Annotated in this window: 27 protein-coding genes and 2 tRNA genes; 1 reads left to right on the top strand and 28 read right to left on the bottom strand. The window is 37.2% G+C overall.

Translation table 11 applies throughout. From position 1 onward, the window contains the following. The 21 genes from atpG to mtnA form a co-directional block, all read right to left on the bottom strand. A complete protein-coding gene (gene atpG / locus NZ923_05965; protein ID MCS7229565.1) occupies positions 1-918 on the bottom strand; it encodes an ATP synthase F1 subunit gamma in 918 nt (305 codons plus the stop codon). 77 nt (positions 919-995) lie between these two features. Further along, a complete protein-coding gene (atpA, locus tag NZ923_05960; protein ID MCS7229564.1) occupies positions 996-2,546 on the bottom strand; it encodes a F0F1 ATP synthase subunit alpha in 1,551 nt (516 codons plus the stop codon). A 33-nt stretch (positions 2,547-2,579) separates the two neighbouring features. Further along, positions 2,580-3,128: a F0F1 ATP synthase subunit delta gene (locus NZ923_05955; GenBank protein MCS7229563.1), complete on the bottom strand. Its 549-nt coding sequence runs from the start codon at positions 3,126-3,128 to the stop codon at positions 2,580-2,582. Between the two features lie 8 nt (positions 3,129-3,136). Beyond that, positions 3,137-3,631 carry a F0F1 ATP synthase subunit B gene (gene atpF, locus NZ923_05950; protein MCS7229562.1) on the bottom strand — a complete coding sequence of 165 codons (495 nt, stop codon included), beginning with the start codon at positions 3,629-3,631 and terminating at the stop codon, positions 3,137-3,139. A 14-nt stretch (positions 3,632-3,645) separates the two neighbouring features. Next, a complete protein-coding gene (gene atpE, locus NZ923_05945) occupies positions 3,646-3,867 on the bottom strand; it encodes an ATP synthase F0 subunit C (GenBank protein MCS7229561.1) in 222 nt (73 codons plus the stop codon). A 31-nt stretch (positions 3,868-3,898) separates the two neighbouring features. Further along, the gene (gene atpB / locus NZ923_05940; protein ID MCS7229560.1) at positions 3,899-4,756 is read right to left on the bottom strand and encodes a F0F1 ATP synthase subunit A; all 858 of its coding nucleotides are present in this window, start codon (positions 4,754-4,756) and stop codon (positions 3,899-3,901) included. 5 nt (positions 4,757-4,761) lie between these two features. Beyond that, complete coding sequence (locus NZ923_05935; GenBank protein ID MCS7229559.1) at positions 4,762-5,151, bottom strand: ATP synthase subunit I; 390 nt, start codon at positions 5,149-5,151, stop codon at positions 4,762-4,764. Beyond that, a complete protein-coding gene (locus NZ923_05930; GenBank protein MCS7229558.1) occupies positions 5,141-5,407 on the bottom strand; it encodes an AtpZ/AtpI family protein in 267 nt (88 codons plus the stop codon). Before NZ923_05930 ends, NZ923_05935 begins: the two co-directional genes overlap by 11 nt. Position 5,408: 1 nt before the next feature. Next, positions 5,409-5,789: a polymer-forming cytoskeletal protein gene (locus NZ923_05925; GenBank protein ID MCS7229557.1), complete on the bottom strand. Its 381-nt coding sequence runs from the start codon at positions 5,787-5,789 to the stop codon at positions 5,409-5,411. A gap of 15 nt (positions 5,790-5,804) precedes the next feature. After that, complete coding sequence (locus NZ923_05920; GenBank protein ID MCS7229556.1) at positions 5,805-6,632, bottom strand: M23 family metallopeptidase; 828 nt, start codon at positions 6,630-6,632, stop codon at positions 5,805-5,807. A gap of 59 nt (positions 6,633-6,691) precedes the next feature. Then, positions 6,692-7,396: an SDR family oxidoreductase gene (locus tag NZ923_05915; protein MCS7229555.1), complete on the bottom strand. Its 705-nt coding sequence runs from the start codon at positions 7,394-7,396 to the stop codon at positions 6,692-6,694. A gap of 21 nt (positions 7,397-7,417) precedes the next feature. Then, positions 7,418-8,566: a threonine synthase gene (locus tag NZ923_05910; GenBank protein ID MCS7229554.1), complete on the bottom strand. Its 1,149-nt coding sequence runs from the start codon at positions 8,564-8,566 to the stop codon at positions 7,418-7,420. After that, positions 8,523-9,419, bottom strand: coding sequence for a hypothetical protein (locus tag NZ923_05905; GenBank protein ID MCS7229553.1), 897 nt, complete (start codon positions 9,417-9,419; stop codon positions 8,523-8,525). The genes NZ923_05910 and NZ923_05905 overlap by 44 nt, the downstream gene beginning before the upstream one ends. 1 nt (position 9,420) lies before the next feature. Next, entirely contained in the window at positions 9,421-10,236 is an 816-nt protein-coding gene (locus NZ923_05900) for a hypothetical protein (protein MCS7229552.1), read from the bottom strand. A gap of 21 nt (positions 10,237-10,257) precedes the next feature. Further along, positions 10,258-11,658 carry an outer membrane protein transport protein gene (locus NZ923_05895; GenBank protein ID MCS7229551.1) on the bottom strand — a complete coding sequence of 467 codons (1,401 nt, stop codon included), beginning with the start codon at positions 11,656-11,658 and terminating at the stop codon, positions 10,258-10,260. Then, positions 11,655-12,206 (bottom strand): hypothetical protein, encoded by a 552-nt coding sequence (locus NZ923_05890; protein MCS7229550.1) that lies wholly within the window; start codon positions 12,204-12,206, stop codon positions 11,655-11,657. The genes NZ923_05895 and NZ923_05890 overlap by 4 nt, the downstream gene beginning before the upstream one ends. Next, positions 12,203-13,177: a hypothetical protein gene (locus NZ923_05885; protein ID MCS7229549.1), complete on the bottom strand. Its 975-nt coding sequence runs from the start codon at positions 13,175-13,177 to the stop codon at positions 12,203-12,205. Before NZ923_05885 ends, NZ923_05890 begins: the two co-directional genes overlap by 4 nt. Positions 13,178-13,251: 74 nt before the next feature. Continuing rightward, positions 13,252-14,010 (bottom strand): YjbH domain-containing protein, encoded by a 759-nt coding sequence (locus tag NZ923_05880; GenBank protein ID MCS7229548.1) that lies wholly within the window; start codon positions 14,008-14,010, stop codon positions 13,252-13,254. A 110-nt stretch (positions 14,011-14,120) separates the two neighbouring features. Continuing rightward, on the bottom strand, positions 14,121-15,626 hold the full coding sequence (locus NZ923_05875) for a DegQ family serine endoprotease (protein MCS7229547.1): 1,506 nt from the start codon (positions 15,624-15,626) through the stop codon (positions 14,121-14,123). 81 nt (positions 15,627-15,707) lie between these two features. After that, entirely contained in the window at positions 15,708-16,475 is a 768-nt protein-coding gene (gene recO / locus NZ923_05870; protein ID MCS7229546.1) for a DNA repair protein RecO, read from the bottom strand. Then, positions 16,476-17,537 (bottom strand): S-methyl-5-thioribose-1-phosphate isomerase, encoded by a 1,062-nt coding sequence (gene mtnA, locus NZ923_05865; protein MCS7229545.1) that lies wholly within the window; start codon positions 17,535-17,537, stop codon positions 16,476-16,478. Positions 17,538-17,624: 87 nt separating this feature from the next. Here mtnA and NZ923_05860 point away from each other — a divergent pair. Then, positions 17,625-17,698: transfer RNA gene (locus NZ923_05860), tRNA-Ile, on the top strand. 11 nt (positions 17,699-17,709) lie between these two features. On the opposite strand, the gene purL is transcribed toward NZ923_05860, so the two are convergent. The 7 genes from purL to NZ923_05825 all read right to left on the bottom strand — a co-directional run. Next, a complete protein-coding gene (purL, locus tag NZ923_05855) occupies positions 17,710-19,926 on the bottom strand; it encodes a phosphoribosylformylglycinamidine synthase subunit PurL (GenBank protein ID MCS7229544.1) in 2,217 nt (738 codons plus the stop codon). A gap of 2 nt (positions 19,927-19,928) precedes the next feature. After that, a complete protein-coding gene (locus NZ923_05850) occupies positions 19,929-20,252 on the bottom strand; it encodes a hypothetical protein (protein MCS7229543.1) in 324 nt (107 codons plus the stop codon). Then, a complete protein-coding gene (gene galT / locus NZ923_05845) occupies positions 20,253-21,254 on the bottom strand; it encodes a galactose-1-phosphate uridylyltransferase (GenBank protein MCS7229542.1) in 1,002 nt (333 codons plus the stop codon). 394 nt (positions 21,255-21,648) lie between these two features. Continuing rightward, a tRNA-Asn gene (locus NZ923_05840) sits at positions 21,649-21,721 on the bottom strand. 104 nt (positions 21,722-21,825) lie between these two features. Beyond that, complete coding sequence (locus NZ923_05835; GenBank protein ID MCS7229541.1) at positions 21,826-22,824, bottom strand: lamin tail domain-containing protein; 999 nt, start codon at positions 22,822-22,824, stop codon at positions 21,826-21,828. A gap of 214 nt (positions 22,825-23,038) precedes the next feature. Beyond that, on the bottom strand, positions 23,039-23,230 hold the full coding sequence (locus NZ923_05830; GenBank protein ID MCS7229540.1) for a hypothetical protein: 192 nt from the start codon (positions 23,228-23,230) through the stop codon (positions 23,039-23,041). A 150-nt stretch (positions 23,231-23,380) separates the two neighbouring features. Next, a partial coding sequence (locus tag NZ923_05825; GenBank protein ID MCS7229539.1) for a T9SS type A sorting domain-containing protein occupies positions 23,381-24,064 on the bottom strand: 684 nt, incomplete at its 5' end.

The raw sequence follows: 24,064 nt of genomic DNA, 5'->3' as shown, positions 1-24,064 counted from the left end.
TTATACCATCCCAGCTTTTCTCAACGCCTCTGCTCCGCTTGCGATCTCAAGCATTTCCTTAGTTATCATCGCCTGACGCGTTTTATTGAACAAGAGCTGCAAATCTTTGAGAAGTTCATTTGCATTTTCAGTAGCATTATCCATCGCTGTCATACGCGCCGCTTGCTCAGCTGCATTTGACTCAAGAAGGACACGCAAAATATGTGTCTTTAGATATTTAGGCAACAACTCTTGTAAAATACTTTTTGGATCTGGCTCGTATATATATTCAATGATTGGAACTTTAACCCCTTTTGATGGTTTTATAACATCAACTTTTGAAACTATTGGAAGAAATTGCTCAATTACAATTTTTTGCTGAACTATTGATTTAAATTCGTTATAAACTATCTCAACAAGATCAAACTCTTCTTTCAAAAACCCATCAACGATCCTCTGCGTTATTTCTTCAACCCAAGAATATTCAATCGTCCTTTTGAAAAGTCCTGTAAAACTTGCAACCAACTCAAAATTTTTCTTATGCCTGCTGAAATAATCAAATCCCTTCTTACCCACACAAATCAATTTCACTTTCCCATTCGGCGGAAGCTCCCTTCGCTTTTCATCAATCAATGACAAGGTTTTTCTTATGATGTTAGTATTAAATGATCCGCATAGTCCTCTATCAGCGGTCACGACGACGATTGCAACATTTTTAACATCTCTTTCCTTCAAAAGCGGATTATCAAACCCACCACTGAAAGTTGAAACAAAACGCTGGATTAAATCCTCTATCTTTCTTGCGTAAGGTCGCGCTGAAATAATTTTATCTTGCGCTCGTCTCAACCGAGCAGCTGCAACCATCTTCATTGCCTTGGTGATCTTCTGTATGCTCCTTACCGCGTTTATTCGTCTTCTAATATCTCTTAAGGCAGGCATTCAGTTTTCTTGAGTTTATTTTTAGTTTAAACCAGCCCCTTCCCAATTTAATTTGGGAAGGAGCTTTGCTTAACTAACTACTGTAAAGTTGCTTTAAACGATGTCACGAAATCTTTTAAGATTTTATGAAGATTTTGTATCGTCTCGTCGTCAAGGTCTTTAGTTTCAGCGATCCTATTTAGGATATCTTTATGCCTTGCCCTCATATACGCAAGGAATTCGCTCTCAAATCTCCTCACCGCTTCAACAGGTAATTCATCAAGATAACCCTGAGTTCCAGCGAAAATCAAAACAACTTGCTCTTCAACAGGCATCGGTTGATATTGATCCTGTTTCAACAATTCAACAAGGCGTTGTCCTCTTCTCAACTGAGCCTGTGTTGCTTTATCAAGATCCGAAGCGAACTTAGCGAATGCTTCAAGCTCTCTATATTGTGCAAGTTCAAGACGCAATCTGCCAGCAACTTTTTTCATCGCTTTTATTTGTGCATTTCCACCAACTCGTGAAACTGAAATACCAACATTTATAGCCGGTCTTACGCCTGCATTGAAAAGTCCAGGTTCAAGATAAATCTGTCCATCCGTAATTGAAATAACATTTGTCGGAATATACGCAGCGACATCACCTGCTTGAGTTTCAATTATCGGCAAAGCAGTTAAACTTCCACCACCGAGTTCATCGCTCAACTTGGAAGCTCTTTCAAGAAGTCGGGAATGAAGATAGAAAATATCTCCGGGATAAGCTTCTCTTCCTGGTGGACGTCTCAAAAGAAGTGAAACCTGTCTATAAGCCCAAGCATGTTTGCTCAAATCATCATAGACAACAAGAGCATGTCTTCCAGAATCTCTAAAGTACTCACCCATAGTGCATCCAGCGTAAGGAGCTATATACTGAAGCGGTGCTGGATCACTTGCAGACGCAACAACTACAATAGTATAATCCATCGCTCCCTCTTCCTCAAGCTTAGCAACAACTTGAGCAACAGTTGACATCTTTTGACCAATAGCGACATAAATACAATAAACCGGCTTTATTCCAAGTTCTTTTGCTCTTTCAGTATGAGTAAATCTTTGATTTATTATCGTATCAACTGCTATAGCAGTTTTTCCTGTTTGTCTATCTCCAATTATCAATTCTCTTTGTCCACGCCCAATTGGGATCATCGCATCAATAGCTTTTATACCTGTCTGCAACGGTTCTTTCACTGGTTGACGATAAATAACTCCTAAAGCTTTTCTCTCTATTGGCATATACTTTTCAAATTCAATAGGCCCCTTGTTATCCAAAGGTTGTCCAAGCGGATTTACCACCCTTCCAAGAAGTTTTTCACCAACAGGGACAGAAAGGACTCTACCCGTCCTGCGAACAATATCACCTTCTTTAATAAGCGTATCCTCTCCGAACAAAATACATCCCACATTATCCTCTTCAAGGTTCATCGCCACCCCCATAACTCCATTTGGAAATTCAAGAAGCTCGCTCATCATTACTTTTGAAAGCCCATACACACGAGCAATTCCATCACCAACTTGTAGCACAGTCCCAACATCATAAATATCAACCTCTTTATCAAATCCGGTTAATTGTTTTCTTAAAATTTCAGATATTTCATCCGGTCTAATTTCAATCGTCGCCATGACTTTTTACCTTTTATTTTTCTTTTAACTTCCGTAGATCAGTTGTTCACGCAAGAGCTGAATTTTCCTTCTTATGCTGGCGTCGTAAACAGTGTCTCCAATTTTTATCACAATTCCACCAATTATTGACGGATCAATTTTATAAATTGCTTTAACTTTCTTCGCTTGTGTCATTTCAAGAATTTTCTTCTCTATCTTTTTCCGCTCACTTTCATCAACCTCAACAGCAGTTATAACTTCAGCGGTCACAACGCCCATCTTTTCATCGTAAAGATCCTGATACATTTTAACAATATCCTGAAGCAAATCCTCACGCTTTTTTTCAATCAAGAGGAGAATAAATTTCAGCGTCACGGGATCAACGCGACTATCCGTAAAAATCTCTTGAATTACCTGCTTCTTTTTATCTTCTTTAATAATTGGGCTTTTCAAGAAAAGTTGAAGCTCCCTTGAATTTTTGATCACCGAATCTATTAGTTGAACATCTTGCGTTATTCTATCAAGTTTTTTGAGCTCCTCTGCGATTTCTATCAAAGCTTTAGCATACCTTTTTGCTACTCTCAAATTAGGCATTTCTTAACTCACGCTCTTTTTTCGGATGAAATTTCTTGAAGATATTTATCAACAAGCTTTTTATGTTTTTGCTCGTTTAATGTCTCTCCGATCAATTTAGAAGCGATTTGAATCGCAAGATCAGTTATTTGAGCTCTTAACTGAAGCATTGCTTGCTCACGCTGCAATTCAATTTCTTCCTTTGCTCTTTCAATCAAGGCATCCGCTTCTTTTCTTGCTTTTTCAAGTATTTCGGCTCTTATTTTTTCAGCTGTTTCTCTGCCTTCACGAATTATCTTTTGCACCTCTTCTTCAGCGCGAGCAAGGTTGCGTTTATTTTCCTCCATCAATCTTTCGGCTTCTTCACGGGCTCGTTTAGCATCTTCAAGAGATCTTCTTATTTCCTCCTCACGCTTCGTCAACGCTTCAACTATTGGCTTCCACGCAACCTTTTTTAGAATCACGACCAAAAGCAAGAATGTAATTATCGTCCATATTGCAACACCAGGATTTACCTCAAGCATCGTTTAAAAAGTTTTTATTTTAACGCAAGAATAATGCAAATAACTTCAGCAAAAAGCGTAACGCCTTCTATCAAGGCAGCAGCAATGATCATTGATGTTCTAACTTCACCAGCTACTTCTGGCTGGCGACCGCTCGCTTCCATAGTTGCTGCAGCAAGTTTGCTTATTCCATATGCTGCACCAATTACTGACAAAGCTGCGCCGAATCCACCAGCAAGGTGTGCTAATTCTGGCATATTTTCCTCCTTTTGTTTTTTATTTTTGTTTTTAATGTTGATGTATTGAAAGACCTACAAATAGCGCCGTGAGCATAGTGAATATGTAAGCTTGTATAAAAGCGACAAGTATTTCAAGAATGTTTATAAAAATCGCAAAGGCAATTGAAATCGGAGCAACCAAGATGCTTTTGAAAACAAATATCAATCCTATCAAAGATAAAATAACAATATGCCCAGCGGTCATGTTTGCAAACAAACGGACGGTAAGAGCAAATGCTTTCGCAAAAAGCCCGAGGAACTCAACTATGAACATCACTGGCGCAACGAAACCAGGAACACCATGCGGGACAAGACCTTTGTAATACCCGATGAAGCCATGCTTCTTTATCCCAGCAACTTGAATTAAAATAAAGGACAAAAACGCAAGCCCACCTGTTACCGCAAGATTTCCAGTTGCAGTTGCACCGTACGGAACCAAACCAATCAGATTACACAAAAGAATGAAAAAGAAAAGAGTTAAAAAATAATGCAAATACTTCAACCCCTCTTTACCAATCACAGATAAAACAATCTCATCGCGAATAAAAACAACAAAAACCTCAACTAAATTCGCAATACCATGTGGAACCATGCTCTTTTTGTAACTCCTTGCAACAAGCGAAAGAGTCACTATCAAAATTATTGAAACAAGCCACATGAAGAAAACATGCTTCGTAATTGATAGGTCTATCTCTACCCCAGCAATGTTGATTGGTGGAAATTGCGGAAGTGTTATATGTCCAAATGGTTCAAGATCAATTGTCCTTGAGTCAGAAATATGATGAAGCATCCAACTTTCTTCACCGCCGTGAGCGGTTTCATGATGCTTCACCGTATCAGCCAAAGCGATCAAATTATTCAAAAACACCTGATTTAAAACTCCTTTTTTGTTGTCAATTTACTTAAAAAGAAAACCTCAACACCAAGAAAAACGAAATAAAACAAAAGCAAAGATATTACAAGCCCATAAAGTTCAAAATTTAAAACCTCAAGCATGAACAAAATCAAACCAGCGATCGCAAACAATCTCACACCCATACTGCCCAATGTAAGCTTCAGAAATTCCTTGTCCGGTCTATTTAGCCCACGCTTTAAGATCAAAATTCCAATGATTGAATTTACAACACTTATCAAAGAACCTATGAAAAATGATTTTATAAATTCATCAGATGCAAATCTCGCCAAAGGATAAATTAACAATGCCCAAACGATAACAAGCGAAATCAAGATATATTTGACGAATTTTCCAACATCAACTTTCATTCTTGCTTTTCCGTTTTTTTCCAAGTTCAATTACTGCTTTTATAAAATTATACATACCAACGATGATGCCAAACATCGCGCCTATTACCATCCACAGCGGTGAGGTTCCATAATGCTCATCTATCAACCTCCCGATAAACCAAAATATCACAACTGTAACCGCAAGTTGCAAACCAAGCCCACTATAAGGCGCTACTTCTTTTATAGCTCTACCAACGCTTTGAAATATCTTTTCTTTCTTCTCTTCATCAGACATTTTAAGAGGTCTTGTTAACTGTTGAAGCGCTCGTCATCACACATTTACCATCAAAAATCGCTCCTTCGTCAACCACAAGTTTTGATGCCTTTACATCGCCTTTGATAACCGCTTTGCTCTCAAACACAAGTTTTTCAGCAACAACAATTGTCCCATTAACTTTCCCGCCAATGATGACATTTTTAGCCTCAATATCCCCATGCACCTCTCCCGTCGTTCCAATTGTCAAATTACCATTGACATGAATGTTTCCAATCACCCGTCCATCAATCCTCATACTTCCTTGGCTTACAACTTTACCTTCAATCACAGTCCCATTTGCGATAATGTTAATTTCAACATTTGAACTCTTTCCTTCCTTATTTCCGCCGATCAAAGCCATTGATCTTTCACCTGATTAATTTGGTATATAAAGTTTTGGATTTAAAGGCTTTCCATTTTTCCATAGTTCAAAATGAAGATGAGGTTCGTTGCCCGTTTTACCTGTTTTCCCTACCAATGCTATCGGCTCTCCTTGCTTCACGAAAGCATTTCTCGCTTTCAAATTCATTTGCGCATGCTTATAAACACTCATATAACCATCACTATGTAAAATTATGATCACATAACCATCCCTGTAAGTCCAATCCGAAAAAATCACATATCCATCATCAACTGCTCTTATGATATCTCCTTCTTTACCAGCGATATCTATACCAAAATGTTGAATTTCTGGCATAAAACCGCGAGTTACAAAGCCATTGAAAACAGGAAAAATAAATTTCGGTTTAACACCTTCAACATCTATCACTTGCAAAATATCAAAATCCTCATCGGTAGATCTCATTTCTTGTCTTCTTTGAGCCATATTTTCAAGTCGGCTCATACTTACCGCAATGCTATCACTAACTTTCTCTCCAAGCGCCTGCCTTAGAAGGTTGTTGTAAAGCTTAACCTTCTCAAGCTCATAAGCAAAATTTTCAAGCCGTTGATACAACTCCTGCATTTTTTTTGCTCTTTCCTTGCTTTCTGCAAATGTTTCAGGAAAAACAATATATTTAACAGGAGTGTGGATCACTAAAACCAAAACGATAGTGGAAATAAAGATAACAACTAGCGAAATATATAAAATCAACGCTTGCTTGCTTAACTTTATACCTTTCGGCTTTTCATCCTCATCAGAAAAAAATAAAATAGTATATAGCCTTTGCCTTTTTCGCCTTGAGCCTGAACTTGGAAATTTCATTCGGTAGAAAATTTAATTTTCAGGTTTTAAATATAAGCAAACAAAGCCAAAAAAACAAACTAAATCTTCCCCGGAAACCTTATGATTGCTCCATTTATCCCTCCTGCCTCATCAGAACAAAGATGGCCGATTAACTTCGCTATCTCTTGCGGTTGAACCCATCTTGAATAGTCAGCCCCAGGCATACTCTTTCTATTTTCATCCGTCGCAATTATACTTGGTAGAATGACATTGCAAGTTATATTAAAATCTTTAACCTCTTCCGCAACCACTTCCGTTAAAGCAATTAACCCAGCCTTTGAAACAACATAAGCTCCCTTCCCCGGTGAAGGCTTTAAAGCAAGCATTGACGATATATTTATAATCCTACCGCTTCTTTTCGGAATCATATCTCGCAAAGCCCATTTTGAACAAAGAAAAGCAGTTCTAAGATTCAAGTCTATCATCTCATCAAACTCATTCTCCTCAGTTTCAAATACCATACTTCCTTCAGAATACCCTCCGACACAGTTTATCAAAAAATCAACACCACCATATTTTCTGACAAATTTAAAGACCTTTTGGACTTGCGATTCATTTGTCAAATCCGCTTTAACAGCATAAAGATTTTTATTTGTTAAAATATCTTTGAAAAATCGTTTGAATTTTTTCTCCTTTCTATAAACTGCGAAAACTTTCGCGCCATTTTCAAGGAAATATCTTGCGACAACCGAGCCAAGCCCACCCGTTGAACCAGTTACAACGACATTTTTATTTGCAAACATATTAATTTCCCGATTTTGTTTTTAAATGTACTTTAACCCAGATGCAGTATTTACAATAACAACAACTTCATCTTTGCCTATGACTTCGTCCGATACGAGCTTTTCAAGCGCAACTGCGGTTGCTGAACCTTCAGGACAAAAGATTATTCCTTCAACTTTTGACAGTTTTTCCATCATTTTAATTATTTCATCATCTTCAACTTGAATTGCAAGCCCTTTGCTTTCACGGATAACTTCAAGAATTAACCTATCTGCAAATGGCTTCGGCACACGAAGTCCATAAGCGATCGTTTGCGCATTTTCCCAAAATTCAGCTCTACTCTTCCCCTCATTATAAGCCTTAACTATTGGAGCACACCCAGCTGATTGAACGGCAACCATCTTTGGAAATTTTTTCTCAATCAAACCAACTTCAATTAGTTCTTTAACAGCGATCCATATCCCTATTAATCCTGTTCCACCGCCAGTTGGATAGATTATCCAATCTGGCACCTCCCATCCAAGCTGTTCAATAATTTCAAATCCGAGTGTTTTTTTGCCTTGCAACCGATAAGGTTCTCTCATTGTTGATATATCAAAAAACTCCGTTCGCTTCTGGACTACCTTAAGCGCATCTGAAATCAACCCATCAATTAGATTAATTTCTGCACCATAAAATTCACACTCTTTTAAAATTAAAGATGGTGTATCCCTTGGAGCGCTGACGAAACACTTTATTCCCGCCTTCGCACAGTATGCGCTCAATGCACTTCCCGCATTTCCAGCTGTTGGCAATGCAAGCTTATCAATCCCAAGTTCCACTGCTTTTGAAACAGCGCAAGATAATCCACGCGCCTTAAATGAAAGAGTTGGATTAAAAGATTCATCTTTTACATATAAATTTTTTAATCCAAGCATGTCCCCAAAATTTCCCAACCTCAAAAGCGGAGTCCATCCCTCGCCAAGCGTTATAATTTTTCTTTCATCAAGGACAGGTAAAAACTCAAAATACCTCCACATACTTGAAACCCTGCTCTTGAAGCTATCTTTGCTGACATTCTTTCTAATCTCATCATAATCATAAATCGCTATCAAAGGTTCATTACAATTTTGACAAAATCTTTGCATTTGCTTATGATCAAAAACCTCACCACAAATTGAACATTTTAGATAAATTATAAACGATTTCATCTCCTCCTTTTCCCTTGTTTCTAAAAATGCCAACTTCAGTTATATAGTGAGTTATATATTCAGAAGCAATGGTCTCAAAAATCACATCAATCGTTTCGCATTTGTCTTTTTTACCAGGTTCAATCATTCGTTTGATCAAATTTTTATCCAACATCTCTTTATTTACAAACTTTAAGGAATCCGCAAGAACTATAGTCTCTTTCCCTTGAATTCTCGCAAGTTTAAAAATTGCTGATGTCCCCGCCTTGTTAAGGACATTTCCGTTTTTAAAAACAGCATCACAACCAGATATGACAAAGTCAACTTTATCAATTATATAATCAACCCCAAAATCGTTCACCAAGAAAACTTTTAAATCTTTTTCACCCAATTTCATAGCCATAACATCTCCTTCACACTTCGGACAAGAGCGGAAGACATAAACCTCTGAAATCCTATCTCTTGCTTCATAAATGGAATTAAAAACCGTAGCACTATAGCTTAAGGTCGCCAGCGAAACTTTATCAAAGTTATTTTCTTTTAACCACATCAAAAAGTTGAACGCTATTTTATCGTTAGCGTTCTTGAATTTTGACTCAACTCTCTTAACAACTTCAACGAAATCCCTCTCGCTTCCTTGCAACAAATTTAAGCGAATAAACTCAGTCAAATTTTGAAGTTGAAATAAAAAAGGATGATGCTTTTTCAAATCACGATTTAAAGCTTTAATGAAGCGTAGAAACTCACTTCTACTTTTAACTTCCCCCGCTTTTCTCTTTATAACTTGAAACAATTTATTCGCAAGAAGCGAAGCCCCCGAAACCTTATCTTCATATATTTCCCTCAAACTTACATCAATTGTTTTCTCTACCATATCAGATCTTTCCCTTTTCCCTCGCAAATATGAAATAAGCAGAGATCAAAACGAAGAAAGAAATTAAAGTTGAAGCTATAAAACTTTCAGAAGGACTCAATGCTTCACCTCTTACTACAATTTCAGAGGGCAATTGCGTTTGTGCAACAGTTTGTCTTCTTTTGGGATAATATGGCCCATCTTCTTTTACATCAACAATTTGAAATTCAAAATAATAATCATAGATCTCAGTTTCAGTTTCAATGGGAAGATAAAGCCCCACTTTCTTTCCGATGTTGGCATAAATTTCTTTAATTTTTTCCTTATCATTGAAATCAACATAGGGATAAAAACCCATAACCTCGTAATCACCAGAGTTCATAAATACCCGATCCGCAGGGGAAAGATGGAGCTCAACAAAAGAATTCGGAAAAACATCAAGATCGGTAGAAAAATTAACGGGAGAATAAGAAAAATCGTTTATGTAATTAAAATTAACAACCTTTGAACTCCGAGCATCAACGAAAATTTGAGCATCATCAAGCGAAACCACTATTTTTTCACCTTTCTTGTTTTTCAATCTCAAGTGAATAAATAATTCATCAATCACAAATTGAGCTGATATGTTTGGATCAGAGAAGAAAAGTTGTTCTCTTTCCACAGGTTTAACGAGCTTGTAAACATACTTATACTTTTTACCAAATGGGAAATTTGCATCAGCGTTTGATAGCTTAACGGTTGAGGATTTTGCATCTTCATTTAAAGTTTGCCTTGAACTACCACAGCCAAGAAAAACAATGATTAAAACCGATAGAAAAAGTAGTTGAAATTTTCCCATCCAAAATCGCAAATTTATTTTTCAAAATCTATAGCGAAATGTCACGACAAAATTTCTTGCTGTGTTTTCTTCATCCGTGATTAAACTGTAATAGTTATTACCAAGTGTATAACTATATTGCGTCCGAATTGTGCTCCATTTACCTGCAGTGTATGCGAAATCTATTAAAAGTGTTTTTTGTAAAAGAACGCTAAAACCAAGAGTTAACAATCTCGTTGCTCTGCTTGAAATCCCAGCGTCCTCTACATATTGTGAAGGTCTATAGCTATACCCTGCTCTTATCTTCACCTGTTGCAGGAACGGCATCAAAACCTCAACCCCACCACTTAAACTTACTGTCTCTCTAAATGTTTCTTTTATATCTCTGTTGAGTTGAACTAAATCAGGATTATTTTTAAACTCCATTTGTCGCCAATCAACATAAACGATATCACCTGCAACGATAACTATATCTTTTACATTGAACGATAACCCTCCTCCGAAATAAAAAGGTGAAAGAACTTTATACTTTGAAATGCCAGAATAGGAATAGGAATAAGAATCGCCCTTGTCAAAAGAACTTTTTCCGCTCCTTGAATAATCTTCTCTGACATTTAGAGATGATGGTAATCTCGCGATCAATCCAACTCTGAAAAAGTTACTTCTATACATTAAACCTGCAATTGCCGAAAAGCCATTTACAGTAGCATCAACTATGTCCGATACCGTCAGTTGATTAAAATCCCAAGGATAATTTCTGTAAAAGTTTCGCGTATCAGTTTCATCAAACTTTCTGTCGTATTTGTAATTACCAGTGACGATTGAAATAGTAAGTCCCACAGATAAATTTTCTGCTATATCAATTGCGCCGGAAGCAAACCAGTGATTTAACCCACCGCTCTCGTATAAAGTAATCTTTTGATGGACATTGTTCAAGATCTGCGTTGCGCCTGTTGAATCTTCAAGCCCAAGCTTCCACGCAAGATCATAATTAGGGTCAGGATCATAAAGCGATGGAACTATGGAGCTTTGAGTGTTAAAAAGTGAGATTGACAAAGTCCCAGTGAAATCAGAAACACGCGCATAACCACCAGCGAAAACTAAACTTCCACGAATTGTTGGGACAGGTAAAACAAGAGCAACAGTGTTCAAATTTGTTGCTGTATTTTTGAAAGAATTGGAATAGTTAAAAACCTTTGCTGAATTAGTAAGCGATAAATAATTTAAACCGCCTGCAAATTCAAATCTTCTTATTTGTGCAAGCCCTGCGGGATTCCAAAAAAACGCAGAATAATCATCAGAAACACCGATATATGCAAATCCAAGCCCGATTGCTCTCGCCCCGACACCTGAATTTAAAATTGAATACCTCAAAGCATCCTCAGGAAATTGCGCTAACATAAAATCAACTAAAAGAATTAAAAGCAAAACTCCTTTCCTCATCTTCTTTTTGAACCTATGTTTCTTTTACCTTCCTTGTTTTGTTCAGATTCTCTACCTTGGTTTCTTGAGTTTTCTTCAGAACGAATGCCAGATGAATCTCGTCCTTCACCTGTTTTTGAATCTCTTTCTTTTCCGATTGATGACGAGCTATCCGAACTCATCCCTGTTTCAGATCTTGTTGGAGTTCTCGTAGGTGGCGGCGGTGTAAAGAAATTATTATTACTTGATGTAGATCTGCGTGATCCAAATTCCCTTGTATTTTCGTTAATTGAATTTGTGGTTTGAGATTTGACAGTATCATTATAATTCTCCGACCACCATAACCACCACGGAGTATTGTAGTAAGCCCAAGGTGAAGAGCTATGCGCTGGAATTAAATTATAATACGCTATTTCAGCATTTGAATGGCATTTAAAACAATCACTTCTATATGACACATAAGAAACGTAGGTTTCACCAGCAGAATCAGTGTAACTAATTTCAGGATGCTTTAAAACTGTATAGCAGCCAATTAAAAACAATAAACCGAAACCAAATAATTTTCTCATCTTCTATTTCCAATTTGTCTTTTTTGTTCTCCTCTTCGGTCATCTGATGAACTTCCAACGAAACCACCTTGCAAAACTGAAGATGGATTGTTAACTCTACTTTGTCTTGGTACCTCAATCAAAGTGCTCCTTCCGGAATTGTCTCTATCAATTTGAATCAAATTTCTAGTTGATCCAGATCTTCTCGGTGGATTTGTTCTTTGCGGTGGCGCCGAATCCTGACTCGGTGCTACGCTTTCATCACCATTACTATTTGACCTTGGAACAACTCTTGGATTTTGTGGAGTTCTTGTTGCGCCTATTTCACGAGGTCTTTCACGACCTCCTCTTTCTTCAACTCTTGGTACTTCCCTACCTGATCCAGATGGTTTTCTCATACTTCCATCGTCAGACGAAGTTCTTATACCTTCACTAGAACTTCTTGGAATACTTCTTGATGGTGGAGACACAGTTTGCGAACCTGACTCGCTTCTTACCCTTTCATCACGCGCCCCTTCACGAGTTGAACCAAAATTTCTCGGTCTATAAACAACCGATCTATCAGATCTGTCAGAATAAGGTGGATAATTGTTAATTATCACAATGATAGGTGCCCTATACCACCATGGATAATAATACCACGCTGGCAGATACCAATAAAAGCTACAATATCTGTTCCACCAATACCAGTCCCAATCCCAACAATAATAATCAAACCAATACGGATCATAGTACCACCACTCACTCCAGCCGATGCCAAACCCTGGTGTGTAGTATTTAAAAAATAGATAATACCTTGGATAAGGTAGGTAATAGCGATAAACATATTTGTGATAAAACCAACTACCGTGGTTATAGCTTTCGTTATAAATGCGGCTTTCTTTTCTCGTTTCAGCAGTTGAATAACCTTCATCTTCTCTCACCGTTCCGATCTGCGTATAACACCCCCAAAACAAAAACCCAGCAAACAAAATTAAAATTAATTTTTTCATTTTTGCCACCTCCTCGCTGCCTTTAAATTTTTACCTCAATAAATTTAACAACTTAAATTTGATAAAAAATTCGTTTAAAACGACTGAATATACTCAAGTTTCACAACTCTTGAATTTCCAGGCTCTTTATTGCGCAAGATATCTTTCCAATTGAATTCAATTGTAAATCCGCTACCGAGCGACCACCTTATACCAGCATTCAAATAACCTTTACCACTCCCGAGAGCGTTCGCAGAATTATCATTTATAGCAAAATTATACTCCATTGAAAATGTGAGATCGTTTCCGATGGTTTTGTCAAAGCCAATGTAATAATTTACTGATTTATCACCGTCGTCTTTTTCAAGAGAATAATTTATACCGCCGTGAACTGAAGCATAACCAAGAAAGATAAACGATTTACTACCTACGATGAAAAATCCTGGAGATTTGAACTCATATCTTTTCAAACTATCAACATATTTCTCTCTTCCTTGCGAATCAAATCCAATCGCGATCGCTGGGAAATTTTTCGTTTCATCAATTATTCTAATTTTTAGATTTACACCAGGAAGTTTATACCAATTTACATTTCCATTTCCAATTATTTTACTACCACCATACGAGATTCCGAAATTTAATCGGTTAAAAGCAGAGGCATTAAGACGAAGCATCAATCCTCCATCTGCAAAAAAATCGGCATCAAGCGAAACGCTATTTGACCTCAAAAGTCCAGCGGTTGGCATATCTACTATGAATCTTTGCTGAAAAGTAGCCCCTGCACCTGCTGAACCCTGAGATAAGAGAGAATTAGTTAACAAAAGTAAAAAGATAACGACGAAAGCTTTTTTCATTTGCTTTCTCTATGAGTTTTGATTCTACCTAAAAATAACAAAAAATTTACATCTTGTCAATTTTTTAAAAACAAAAAAGGCGTGGCAAACTTGCCACGCCTCTTTTTACCTTAAGGTATCGTTAACCCAACAAACCTATTTCCAGCAGAAGTTTTAATTCTTAAAAGCACAACTTCACCTGATTTATGACTTTGTATTATTTTTTTCAACTCATCAACATTGCGAACTGGTTTTCTGTCTGCTTCAATGATTATGTCATTTTCTCTAATTCCCTTGTCAAAAGCTTCGGAAAAAGGTTCAACTTTTGTGATTATGACGCCGTTTTTGACTTTATGCTTGTTTTTTGCTTCCTCATCAAGATTTGCAACTGTTAAACCAAGTTTTTCAAAGTTAACAACTCCAGGCTCAATTTCCCTTGCTGGTGGTCTACTTTCCTCTGCCTGCGCAACCTCTTCATCCTCTTTTCTTGGTTTCAACGTCGCGGTGACTTCAAATGTCTTTCCATCACGATAAATTTTTAATTTAACCTTATCGCCAGGTCGCTTTCTTGCAATTATCTCTTGAAGTTCACCTGGCTTATTAACTTCTTTACCATCGCATTCAAGAATTATATCTCCGTTTTTAATCCCTGCTTCTTCAGCTGCGCTACCAGATATAACATCTTGAACCAAAATCCCACGCGGTTTATCAAGCCCAAATCCTTTCGCGGTTGATTCATCAAGTTGAGAAATTTGCACTCCAAGAACTCCTCGTCTTACCTTTCCGTATTTTATTATATCTTCCGCAACTTTACGAGCAAGATTTATAGGAATGGCGAAACCATATCCTTGATAATAACCAGTCCTTGAAGCAATTGCGGTATTTATCCCAACGACCTCACCATTTAAATTAACGAGCGGACCACCACTATTGCCAGGATTAATTGCTGCATCAGTTTGTATAAAGTTTTCAACACCGTATGAATCCCTTATTATCCCTATATTTCTACTCATCGCACTTACTATTCCAGCTGTAACCGTAAGGTTTAGTCCAAGAGGATTTCCAACCGCAAGGACCCATTGCCCCACTTGCAACTCATCAGAATTTCCGAATCTTGCAACAGGTAGATCTTTCGCTTCAATTTTTATCACAGCAAGATCCGTTAACTTATCCCTTCCTATTAGCTTGCCTTTAAATTCCCTGCCATCCCAAAGAGTTACCGTTATACTTCCTTTTTCTCCACCTTCAACGACATGATTGTTTGTAAGAATATATCCATCTTTTGTTATTATTACCCCTGAACCCATACCTTCTTGCGGTCTCGGATCCGGCATTCTAAATTCAAAATCAGGTCCAAAGAAATGGAAGAAATCAAATGGACGACTTTGACCTTCGCTTCTGCTAACGACTTTGATTGAAACGACAGTTGGAACAACTTCCTTTGCTACCTGAACAAAAGCGTTTTGTGTTGATAATATATCAAATTTTGTGTTCGTTGGCTTATCTTGTGCTCCAATAACAGGAGTATCAAAAGCTACAATCGGCTTGACAGCGTTAAATCCCGATACAAGAATAACTCCGAATAACATTCCCGCAAGTACAAGTGCAATTGCTCCGATTACTTGCTTTTTCGTCATGGTTTCTTTGCCTCCAACCAAGGTTTTTGTTTTTAATTAAATTTCATCATAAATAATAACGGACTATAAACCTACTTTGTTTCACTTTAATTTATAATAAATTTCAAGCGATTTCAAATTCACTGGCTCGTCAAAGTGCTCACGCATATAGCTGGTCAACAAGTTTTGTATCTCATTATTTATATTACTTGCAAGTTTCAAATTTGTTACATTTTCAACTTTTGCTCTTTCAATCCAACTTAAACTTTTATATGTGGCAACGGAATAAAAAACGCCCACCTCCAATCCAGAGGCACATTTTGAGCACAAAAACCCACCTTTATCAGGTAGAAAAACTACCTTCTGAGTTAAGTTTTCATCTTTAAATTTTTGACCACAAGCGATGCAGTAATTGAAATTAATTTTGAAACCGCTTTCCTCAAGCAAATGAACAAGAAAGAACCACAGCAAGTTTATCTCGTTTTTCTCGGCCAAGTCAAGTTTATCAAGCGTGTCAACAAGTAATTTAAAAATCTTTACATTTTCTTCTTCAAACTTGATCAACTTATAAACGATCTCACAAATTGAAAGCCCAAGCGTCATCTTAACATAGTTAGAATAAAGATTCAAAAAAGGTTTAACTATATCCGCTTGCGAAAGAAATTGAAGTTCTCTTGTTTCCTTTTTGTATAACACAGCAAGGATGTAAGACATAGGTTCAAGCGATGCTCCGAATTTGCTCGTTGTAAGCATCGCCCCCTTGGCAATTACATTCATCTTGCCAAATTTTTTAGTGTACAAAGTTACAATCTTGCTCGTTTCCCTATACTTCATCGCTTTTAACACAACTGCTTCCGTTTTGCTGAGCATCTAATCACGAAAAGAAATTTTTTCCTTCAATTTCCGAATGTTTTCTTCAAAAGGTGGATATATAACCCCATGCTCTGTTATAATTGCGCTTATCAAATCGTTCGGAGTGACATCAAAAGCCGGTGAAAATGTCTTAACGCCTTCTGGCGCAATTCTCTTGCCCATGAATTCTACGATTTCCTCCGAACCTCGCTCCTCAATTGGTATCTCATCCCCAGTTTTTATATTGAAATCAATTGAAGAAGTTGGACAAGCGACATAGAAAGGTATGCCGTGATACTTTGCTGATATCGCAAGCCCATATGTACCAATTTTATTTGCAGTATCGCCGTTTAAAGCAACTCTATCAGCACCAACGATCACACAGTCAACTTTTCCAAGTTTCATAAGATAAGAAGCCATGTTATCTGTGATCAAAATCGTTTCAATTCCCCTCTGCATCAGCTCCCATGTCGTAAGCCGAGCTCCTTGCAGAAGCGGTCTTGTCTCATCAACATAAACTTTGATCTTTTTCCCCTGTTCAAAAGCAGTGTAAATTACACCAAGCGCAGTCCCATAGTCCCCAGTTGCAAGCCAACCAGTATTGCAATGTGTTAAGATATTTGCCTTATCCGGGATCAACATTGCACCGTTCAATCCGATCTGTTTACACATTTGGATATCATCCTTTTGTATTGAAAGCGCCTCATCAAGAAGTTTATTTTTTATTTCGTCCACATCAAGAGCAAAATTTTTATGAAATACATTTTTCATCCTTTCAATAGCCCAAAACAAATTTACCGCCGTTGGTCTCGTCTTTGCAAATTCATCACATACATTTTCAAAAGAAATTTTCAACTTTTCTTTGTCATCTTCATTAAAGTTCTTTATTCCAAGGTAAATCCCAAATCCTGCAGCGATCCCAATAGCTGGAGCCCCACGGATCTTGAGCTTCTTTATCGCCTCAATCAAAACCTTATGATCATCCGTTTCAACTATGACAAGTTCCGTTGGCAATTTTGTTTGGTCAATAAATCTCACTTTTCCATCAAACCAATCTATTGAGCGTAATCTTGAAACCATGCGTTTTTGTGTAATTTTGTTTAACCAAAAAAAGCAAAATCTTGACTTTTTCGTTCAAATTTTTTAAATTAATACCGAACATTCAACGGGCCCTTAGCTCAGTTGGTCAGAGCAGCTGACTCATAATCAGCGGGTCGGAGGTTCGAGTCCTCCAGGGCCCACAAATTTTTTTTCAAACAACCTCCATAATCCTTCGGATTGAGTTATAGTATAAATCAGCAACTTGCTCAATATCAAGTTCAATCCAATCGTTTATCTTTATCTTCTTCGTTTCCGTTACTACCCCAATTACAGAATATGGAACTTCATTGGCAAGACATATATCTTCAAACTTTCTCAAATTTTCGGGAACGACGGTAACTATTATTCTTGACTGACCCTCACCAAACAATAAGAAGTCCGGGCGAATTTCATCTTTAAGTTTAACCTCACAACCTAAAATATTTTCCTTATCAATTATACAACATTCAGCAAGTGCAACAGCAATACCACCATCTGAAACATCATGCGCGGACTTCACAAGCCCAAGCCGTATACCTTCAAGACATGCCTTTTGAACTTTTTTTTCAAGTTCAAGATCAATTTCTGGTGCATCACCTAAAACTTTATCATAAATCCAAGCAAGATACTCGCTCCCACCAATCTCGTCAGTATTTTTTCCAAGAAGAACGATGATATCTCCTGGTTCTTTGAAATTTGCAGTTGTCACAAACTTTAAATCATCAATAATTCCAAGCATCCCAATAACTGGCGTTGGATAAACAGCTCCATCGGGACTTTCATTGTAAAAGCTTACATTACCACCAGTTACTGGAGTGTTAAAAAATCTACAAGCATCGCCCATTCCACGGACTGCTTCTTTAAATTGCCAAAATATCTCTGGCTTATACGGATTTCCAAAGTTCAGACAATTTGTAATTGCAACTGGTTCTGCTCCTGTGCAAACGACATTTCTTGCTGATTCCGCAACCGCTATCATCGCACCACGATATGGATTAAGATAAACATATCTTGCGTTGCAATCTGCTTTAATTGAAATTGCTTTATTCGTTTCCTTAATTCTTATAACAGATGCATCCCCGCCTGGCAAAACAACAGTATTTGTTCTCACCATCGTGTCATATTGCTGATAAACCCATTCCTTGCTTGCTATATTCGGAGAAGAGATCAATTTTAAAAATACTTCGTTCAAATCGCTTGGTTGAGGAATCTCGTATGGATTAAAATCTCTAACTTTTTTAAGATATTCTGGCTCTTTTGAATCTCTATAATAAACAGGTGCACCACCTCCGACGACAAGGGAATCCGCAGGAATGTTAACAACGATTTTTCCATCTTTTTTTATCTTCAACATACCATCGCTTGTCACATGACCGATGATGGAAGCATTTAAATCCCATTTTTTGAAAATCTCAATTATTTTATCTTCAAATCCCTTTTGCACCACCATTAACATTCTCTCTTGTGATTCCGAAAGCAAAATTTCATAAGCTGTCATCCCTTTCTCACGAACTGGAACAAGGTCAAGGTCTATCTCCATACCACTTTTTCCTCTTGCGCTCATTTCACTAGTTGAACAAGTTATCCCTGCTGCGCCCATATCTTGAATTCCGACGACATAGCCAGTTTCTATCGCTTCAAGTGTTGCCTCAAGTAAAAGTTTTTCCGCAAACGGATCCCCAACTTGAACAGATGGTCTCTTTGATTCTGATTTTTCGCTTATTTCTTCAGATGCGAAGGTTGCTCCGTGGATCCCATCTCGTCCTGTGCTTGATCCGACTATTAAAACAGGATTACCTTCACCTTTCGCAACAGCGCGAACAATTCTGTCATGCTCCACGATCCCAACAGCCATCGCATTTACAAGTGGATTTTGAGTATAACTTTTATCAAAGTAAACTTCACCTGCCACAGTTGGACATCCGAAACTATTTCCGTAATCAGCTATACCTTTTACGACGCCATTAAAGAGATACTTAACACGGGGATTTGACAAATCTCCAAATCTAAGTGAATCCACAATCGCAATCGGTCTCGCTCCCATTGTAAAAATATCTCTCAATATCCCACCGACTCCAGTTGCTGCACCTTGATATGGTTCAATTGCCGACGGATGGTTATGAGATTCAATTTTAAAAGCGATCGCAAGTCCATCACCTATATCTACAAGCCCAGCGTTTTCTTCTCCCGCTGAAACGAGCAATCTTCCCCCGCTTCTTGGCAAAGTTTTAAGCACAGCGATGGAATTTTTATAGCTACAATGTTCGCTCCACATCACACTAAACATCCCAAGCTCTTCAACAGTAGGTTCACGCCCTATAAGTTGAATTATCCTGTCGTATTCCTCAGAAGTCAAACCAAGTTCAATTGCAAGTTCTCTCTTGTTCATTTTCACCTTTGCAAAATTTCTTTAACAATTGGTGCAAGCGTTGTGCCTATCTTTTCAAAATTTCTATAAGCAAAAAACACCAAAGCAAAGATTATGAAAATGAACAGATATAATTTCCATCTAGCGATTCTTCTTCTCCCTTTGACACCACTTCCAAAGATCTTCGTCGTCCATCCAATATATCTAAATCCACGCCATCCACATTCACTGCATTTGTAAATTTTGTATGGCAGAAAAAATTTAACCAATTTTTCATACATATTTCTTGACCTTGACCTATGCAATGTTCCGAATTTGCCACAGTGTGGACAAGCCTCAAGACGCATTTAATTTGCACCTTTATTTATTTTTAAAAACTTTGCTGTTTCCTCAGGTAAAGCAGTGGTGATATAAATTCCCGACCCGAGCTCAAAACCAGCTGGAATAGTAAGCCGAGGTAAAATCTGAATATACCAATGATAAAATTCTTCGTTGGCGTCTTTAAATGGAGATGAATGGATCACATAATTATAATCAGGATTGTTAAGTTTTTCATAAAGTTGCCTCAAGACCAAATAAACAACAAAGGCAATTTCACAAGCTTCAGCCTCCGTGATGTTTCCGAAACAAGCATTATGTTTTTTCGGCATAATCCAAGTTTCAAACGGAGAAATAGAAGCAAACGGCTCAATTACAACAAAGTTTTCATCTTCATATACGACTCTCTCATTGGAATATATTTCAATTTTTATCATATCACAAAAGACACAACTGCCATGATCATCATAATATCTTGTTGCCTCTTCAAGTAAATGTCTAATGTGAGTTGGGACAATTGGGCTTGCTATTAACTGCGAATGTGGATGTTCAAGTGAGGTCCCTGCTCGTTTTCCGTTATTTCTGAAAATTATAACGGTGTTGATATTTGATTCAGACATGAACTTTTTGTAAAGTTTCAAATAAGTTTTAAAAATTTCGCAAACCTCTTCTGGTGTCATCGTTGCAATGGTTAAATTATGCTTCGGCGTTTCAATTATAACATAATGAAACCCATAGCCAGTTATCTTCCTGAAGAATTGAAATTTCATTTCTCTTTTCAATTCAATATCTGATACAAGCGCCGAATACTTATTTGGGACAACCCTTATTTGCCATTGATTGTTTTTATCAACCCTTAAAACTTCAGGTGGAGTCATTTGCTCATTGCCAGGACAAAACGGACAATTCGGATCAAATTCAGGTAATTGCTTCAATTCTTCCTTGACAAGGAAATCATGCGGTCTTTTAGCTCGCTCTGTTGCGACGATCACCCAATTCTTTGTTGCCCTGTTTTGTCTAAATTCAGGCATTTACTTCGCATAATTTTATTTGCCTTAATTTAAAAATAAATTTCCTACACTGCAAAGTTTTTTAAGCTAAAAGATCAGGCAGCAGACAACATTAATTAATTTACAAAAATGACAGCGAAATTATACTGAATAGAACACTATCTCAACGAATCAGAAAAAAATCAAACAAAAAACCTTCCACTTTCGGAATGCTTCTTAAAGAACATGGCGAGAAAAAATTAAAACAAATGCTAAAAACCCAATCCAATACCTGAAAAAGCCTTGAAAGATTTGTTTAAGCAACGACTTTCAAAAATCATTGAAAAAAGAAAAAGCAAATAAATTCGTCTCAAAACACAATTAAACTTACCCCTTTGATAGAAGGAAGTTATCTTAAAACTAACAAACGCAATAGCTCCGCGGGCAGGACTCGAACCTGCAACCCGCTGGTTAACAGCCAGCTGCTCTGCCAATTGAGCTACCGCGGAAAAACCACTATAAATATAATATCAAAAAAAGAAAAAGTCAAGATTTTTTTTATCTCAATAACAAGATTCACAAAACCCTTCCGCACCAAGCCCCAAATTATCAATCACTTAACAAGAATCATCTTTTTAACCCCGATAAATTCACCAGCTTTCAACCTGTAGAAATAAACTCCACTTGGCATATCACCAAGATTAACTACCACGCTATAACGACCAGCGCTTAATCTTTTGTTTATTAACTCAACAACTTTTTCCCCACTAAGATTGAAAATCTCAAATTTAACATCTGCCTCCTTCGCTATATCAAACTCAATCGTCGTAATCGGATTAAATGGATTCGGATAATTTTGATATAAAGCAAATGAATTTGGAACTTCGTTTAAAAATTTAAAATCAACAAGCAATGGAATGTCAGCATAGTTATACCTACCAGGTGATCCCTTCGGATTAGTTAAAGTTCTTGTTGGATTGTTCCTTGACCAATTCACAACACCTGATATAGTCGGATGCTGTATCCAACTACCTGTATAATCAGGATTTCGCGTCTGCGATTGACCCTCATTCCAAGATTCTAATCTGACTCTACTTCCAACAAGTGTTGCACCAGAAGTAAATGTACTATTTAATGTGCCAGTCCCCCAATAAACTTCTATATATAAACCATACGAGTTCTTCAAACCAACAGCATCGTTTGTGTTAGCTAACGCAAAAGAAGTAGTCGGAACTGATAAAACTATATTTCCTGGACCTGGATCAAAATTTGAAACATCAGCATTATTTGTAAAAACAACGAGAGCATTTCCTGGACCTAAAACTGTTCCAGAAGGTATCGTGTAATTGTAATTGTTATCTCCCAAAATCCAACCACTTATATCAATCGGCTCACTTGAACTATTAACGATTTCTATATATTCATCTCTATCTGTAGTCGTAGAAGTAGAACCATCCGCATTAAAATCAACTATCGCTGATCTTGCTGATACCTCGTTAATCGTTATACCAGAGGTATGCGTAGCAACGCTATCATTTCTTAAATAGCCCTGCGAACTTGATTTGTAAGGCAATGCTAAAAATACGAGGAATAACAGGACAATTTTTTTCATTTCCGTTCCATAAATTTTTTTTAATTTTTAAAACGACTCCTCTCGGATTTAGATCAAAATTTTCAAAAAATAATTGCTCTCTCCCCCTAAATTCACAAACTGACATTTTAATTTACCATTCATAGTTTGTTTGACTATAATTTCCTTATTTTCAGCAAGTTATTTGAAACAAAATGTGCAACTAAAACGCAAACGATTTTTGAATAATTCGCACTTACAATTTCAAATTCTCTTCCGTCTTTCTCCGTGCTTCAGCAAGAGCAATTTGCTCACTTACAATCTTTGCCAATATCTCCTTTATTTCGGCAAAATCATCAGTAGAAAAATACTTTTTTATCCAACTATCTACTAACTCAGCAATTTCTTTCTTTATCGCGGAAGTTATCTTGGAAGTTGACTTTCCCAAGTTCGTAAAATTTAAGTTAGTTTTATTTTTTCAAAATCAAATATAAAAACGCGCCAGAAATTATCAAAAATTCTTCAACTCATTCAAAAACAAAAAACCCCTCTTTACCCGAAGGTAAAGAGGGGCTACAAAAACAAGGATGATTAATCCTTACTTCACCAAGACCATCTTCTTAACACCAACGAAATCATTAGCCCTCAAAACATAGAAATAAACTCCGCTTGCTAAATCTCGCCCATCAACCACCACCTTGTGATATCCAGCTGGCAATTTACCACTGAACAACTCTTTCACCTTCTGACCTGAAATGTTATAAAGTTCTAAAACAACATTTGCAGATACAGGCAATTCAAACTCTATCGTCGTCGTCGGATTAAATGGATTCGGATAATTCTGATGCAAAACATACTTCTTCGGTATATCAATCAAAACTTGCACAACATCCAACTCTTTACTCCCATTCCTTCCAACCGCCTCAATCTTGTAGAAATACTTGCCAGATTCAACCACCTTATCCACAAACTCATATTCACCACCATAAGGACCAAGCCCTTTAGCTTTCAACGCTGAATGATTCAAGTAAGAACCAACAAGAACATAACTTGTATTTTCCTTGCTTCGGTATATATTGAAACCAAGGAAATCATCTCGCTCAGTTTGTGTTCTTATCTTTATCTTGACCACACTTCCGACGACCTTTGCAGTTATATTTGTAACTTGAACTGGAAGAGGTATGTCTTGAGCGTTTTGGAGAGGATAATTAACACTTGATTTATCCGCAACGGAAGTGATATTTACATCCGCTGGAGATTCAACTTGTAAAGCTACCCAATG

It is taken from the genome of Candidatus Kryptonium sp., from assembly GCA_025060635.1.
Taxonomy (GTDB): domain Bacteria; phylum Bacteroidota; class Ignavibacteria; order Kryptoniales; family Kryptoniaceae; genus Kryptonium.
The sequence above is the reverse complement of the archived record's forward strand: the minus strand, read 5'-3'. Positions and strand labels throughout refer to the sequence as shown.

What these genes read in the sequence shown, in the direction of transcription:
- NZ923_05955 (MCS7229563.1), bottom strand. Translation starts at nt 3,128, where the DNA reads ATGCCTAATTTGAGAGTAGCAAAAAGGTATGCTAAAGCTTTGATAGAA.
- NZ923_05910 (MCS7229554.1), bottom strand. Translation starts at nt 8,566, where the DNA reads ATGAAATCGTTTATAATTTATCTAAAATGTTCAATTTGTGGTGAGGTT.
- recO (MCS7229546.1), bottom strand. Translation starts at nt 16,475, where the DNA reads ATGCTCAGCAAAACGGAAGCAGTTGTGTTAAAAGCGATGAAGTATAGG.
- NZ923_05835 (MCS7229541.1), bottom strand. Translation starts at nt 22,824, where the DNA reads ATGAAAAAAATTGTCCTGTTATTCCTCGTATTTTTAGCATTGCCTTAC.
- purL (MCS7229544.1), bottom strand. Translation starts at nt 19,926, where the DNA reads ATGAACAAGAGAGAACTTGCAATTGAACTTGGTTTGACTTCTGAGGAA.
- NZ923_05915 (MCS7229555.1), bottom strand. Translation starts at nt 7,396, where the DNA reads ATGTTTGCAAATAAAAATGTCGTTGTAACTGGTTCAACGGGTGGGCTT.
- atpE (MCS7229561.1), bottom strand. Translation starts at nt 3,867, where the DNA reads ATGCCAGAATTAGCACACCTTGCTGGTGGATTCGGCGCAGCTTTGTCA.
- NZ923_05905 (MCS7229553.1), bottom strand. Translation starts at nt 9,419, where the DNA reads ATGGTAGAGAAAACAATTGATGTAAGTTTGAGGGAAATATATGAAGAT.
- NZ923_05935 (MCS7229559.1), bottom strand. Translation starts at nt 5,151, where the DNA reads ATGAAAGTTGATGTTGGAAAATTCGTCAAATATATCTTGATTTCGCTT.
- NZ923_05930 (MCS7229558.1), bottom strand. Translation starts at nt 5,407, where the DNA reads ATGTCTGATGAAGAGAAGAAAGAAAAGATATTTCAAAGCGTTGGTAGA.
- NZ923_05900 (MCS7229552.1), bottom strand. Translation starts at nt 10,236, where the DNA reads ATGGGAAAATTTCAACTACTTTTTCTATCGGTTTTAATCATTGTTTTT.
- atpG (MCS7229565.1), bottom strand. Translation starts at nt 918, where the DNA reads ATGCCTGCCTTAAGAGATATTAGAAGACGAATAAACGCGGTAAGGAGC.
- NZ923_05850 (MCS7229543.1), bottom strand. Translation starts at nt 20,252, where the DNA reads ATGCGTCTTGAGGCTTGTCCACACTGTGGCAAATTCGGAACATTGCAT.
- NZ923_05880 (MCS7229548.1), bottom strand. Translation starts at nt 14,010, where the DNA reads ATGAAAAAAGCTTTCGTCGTTATCTTTTTACTTTTGTTAACTAATTCT.
- galT (MCS7229542.1), bottom strand. Translation starts at nt 21,254, where the DNA reads ATGCCTGAATTTAGACAAAACAGGGCAACAAAGAATTGGGTGATCGTC.
- mtnA (MCS7229545.1), bottom strand. Translation starts at nt 17,537, where the DNA reads ATGGTTTCAAGATTACGCTCAATAGATTGGTTTGATGGAAAAGTGAGA.
- NZ923_05925 (MCS7229557.1), bottom strand. Translation starts at nt 5,789, where the DNA reads ATGGCTTTGATCGGCGGAAATAAGGAAGGAAAGAGTTCAAATGTTGAA.
- NZ923_05875 (MCS7229547.1), bottom strand. Translation starts at nt 15,626, where the DNA reads ATGACGAAAAAGCAAGTAATCGGAGCAATTGCACTTGTACTTGCGGGA.
- NZ923_05890 (MCS7229550.1), bottom strand. Translation starts at nt 12,206, where the DNA reads ATGAGAAAATTATTTGGTTTCGGTTTATTGTTTTTAATTGGCTGCTAT.
- NZ923_05885 (MCS7229549.1), bottom strand. Translation starts at nt 13,177, where the DNA reads ATGAAAAAATTAATTTTAATTTTGTTTGCTGGGTTTTTGTTTTGGGGG.
- NZ923_05920 (MCS7229556.1), bottom strand. Translation starts at nt 6,632, where the DNA reads ATGAAATTTCCAAGTTCAGGCTCAAGGCGAAAAAGGCAAAGGCTATAT.
- atpF (MCS7229562.1), bottom strand. Translation starts at nt 3,631, where the DNA reads ATGCTTGAGGTAAATCCTGGTGTTGCAATATGGACGATAATTACATTC.
- NZ923_05895 (MCS7229551.1), bottom strand. Translation starts at nt 11,658, where the DNA reads ATGAGGAAAGGAGTTTTGCTTTTAATTCTTTTAGTTGATTTTATGTTA.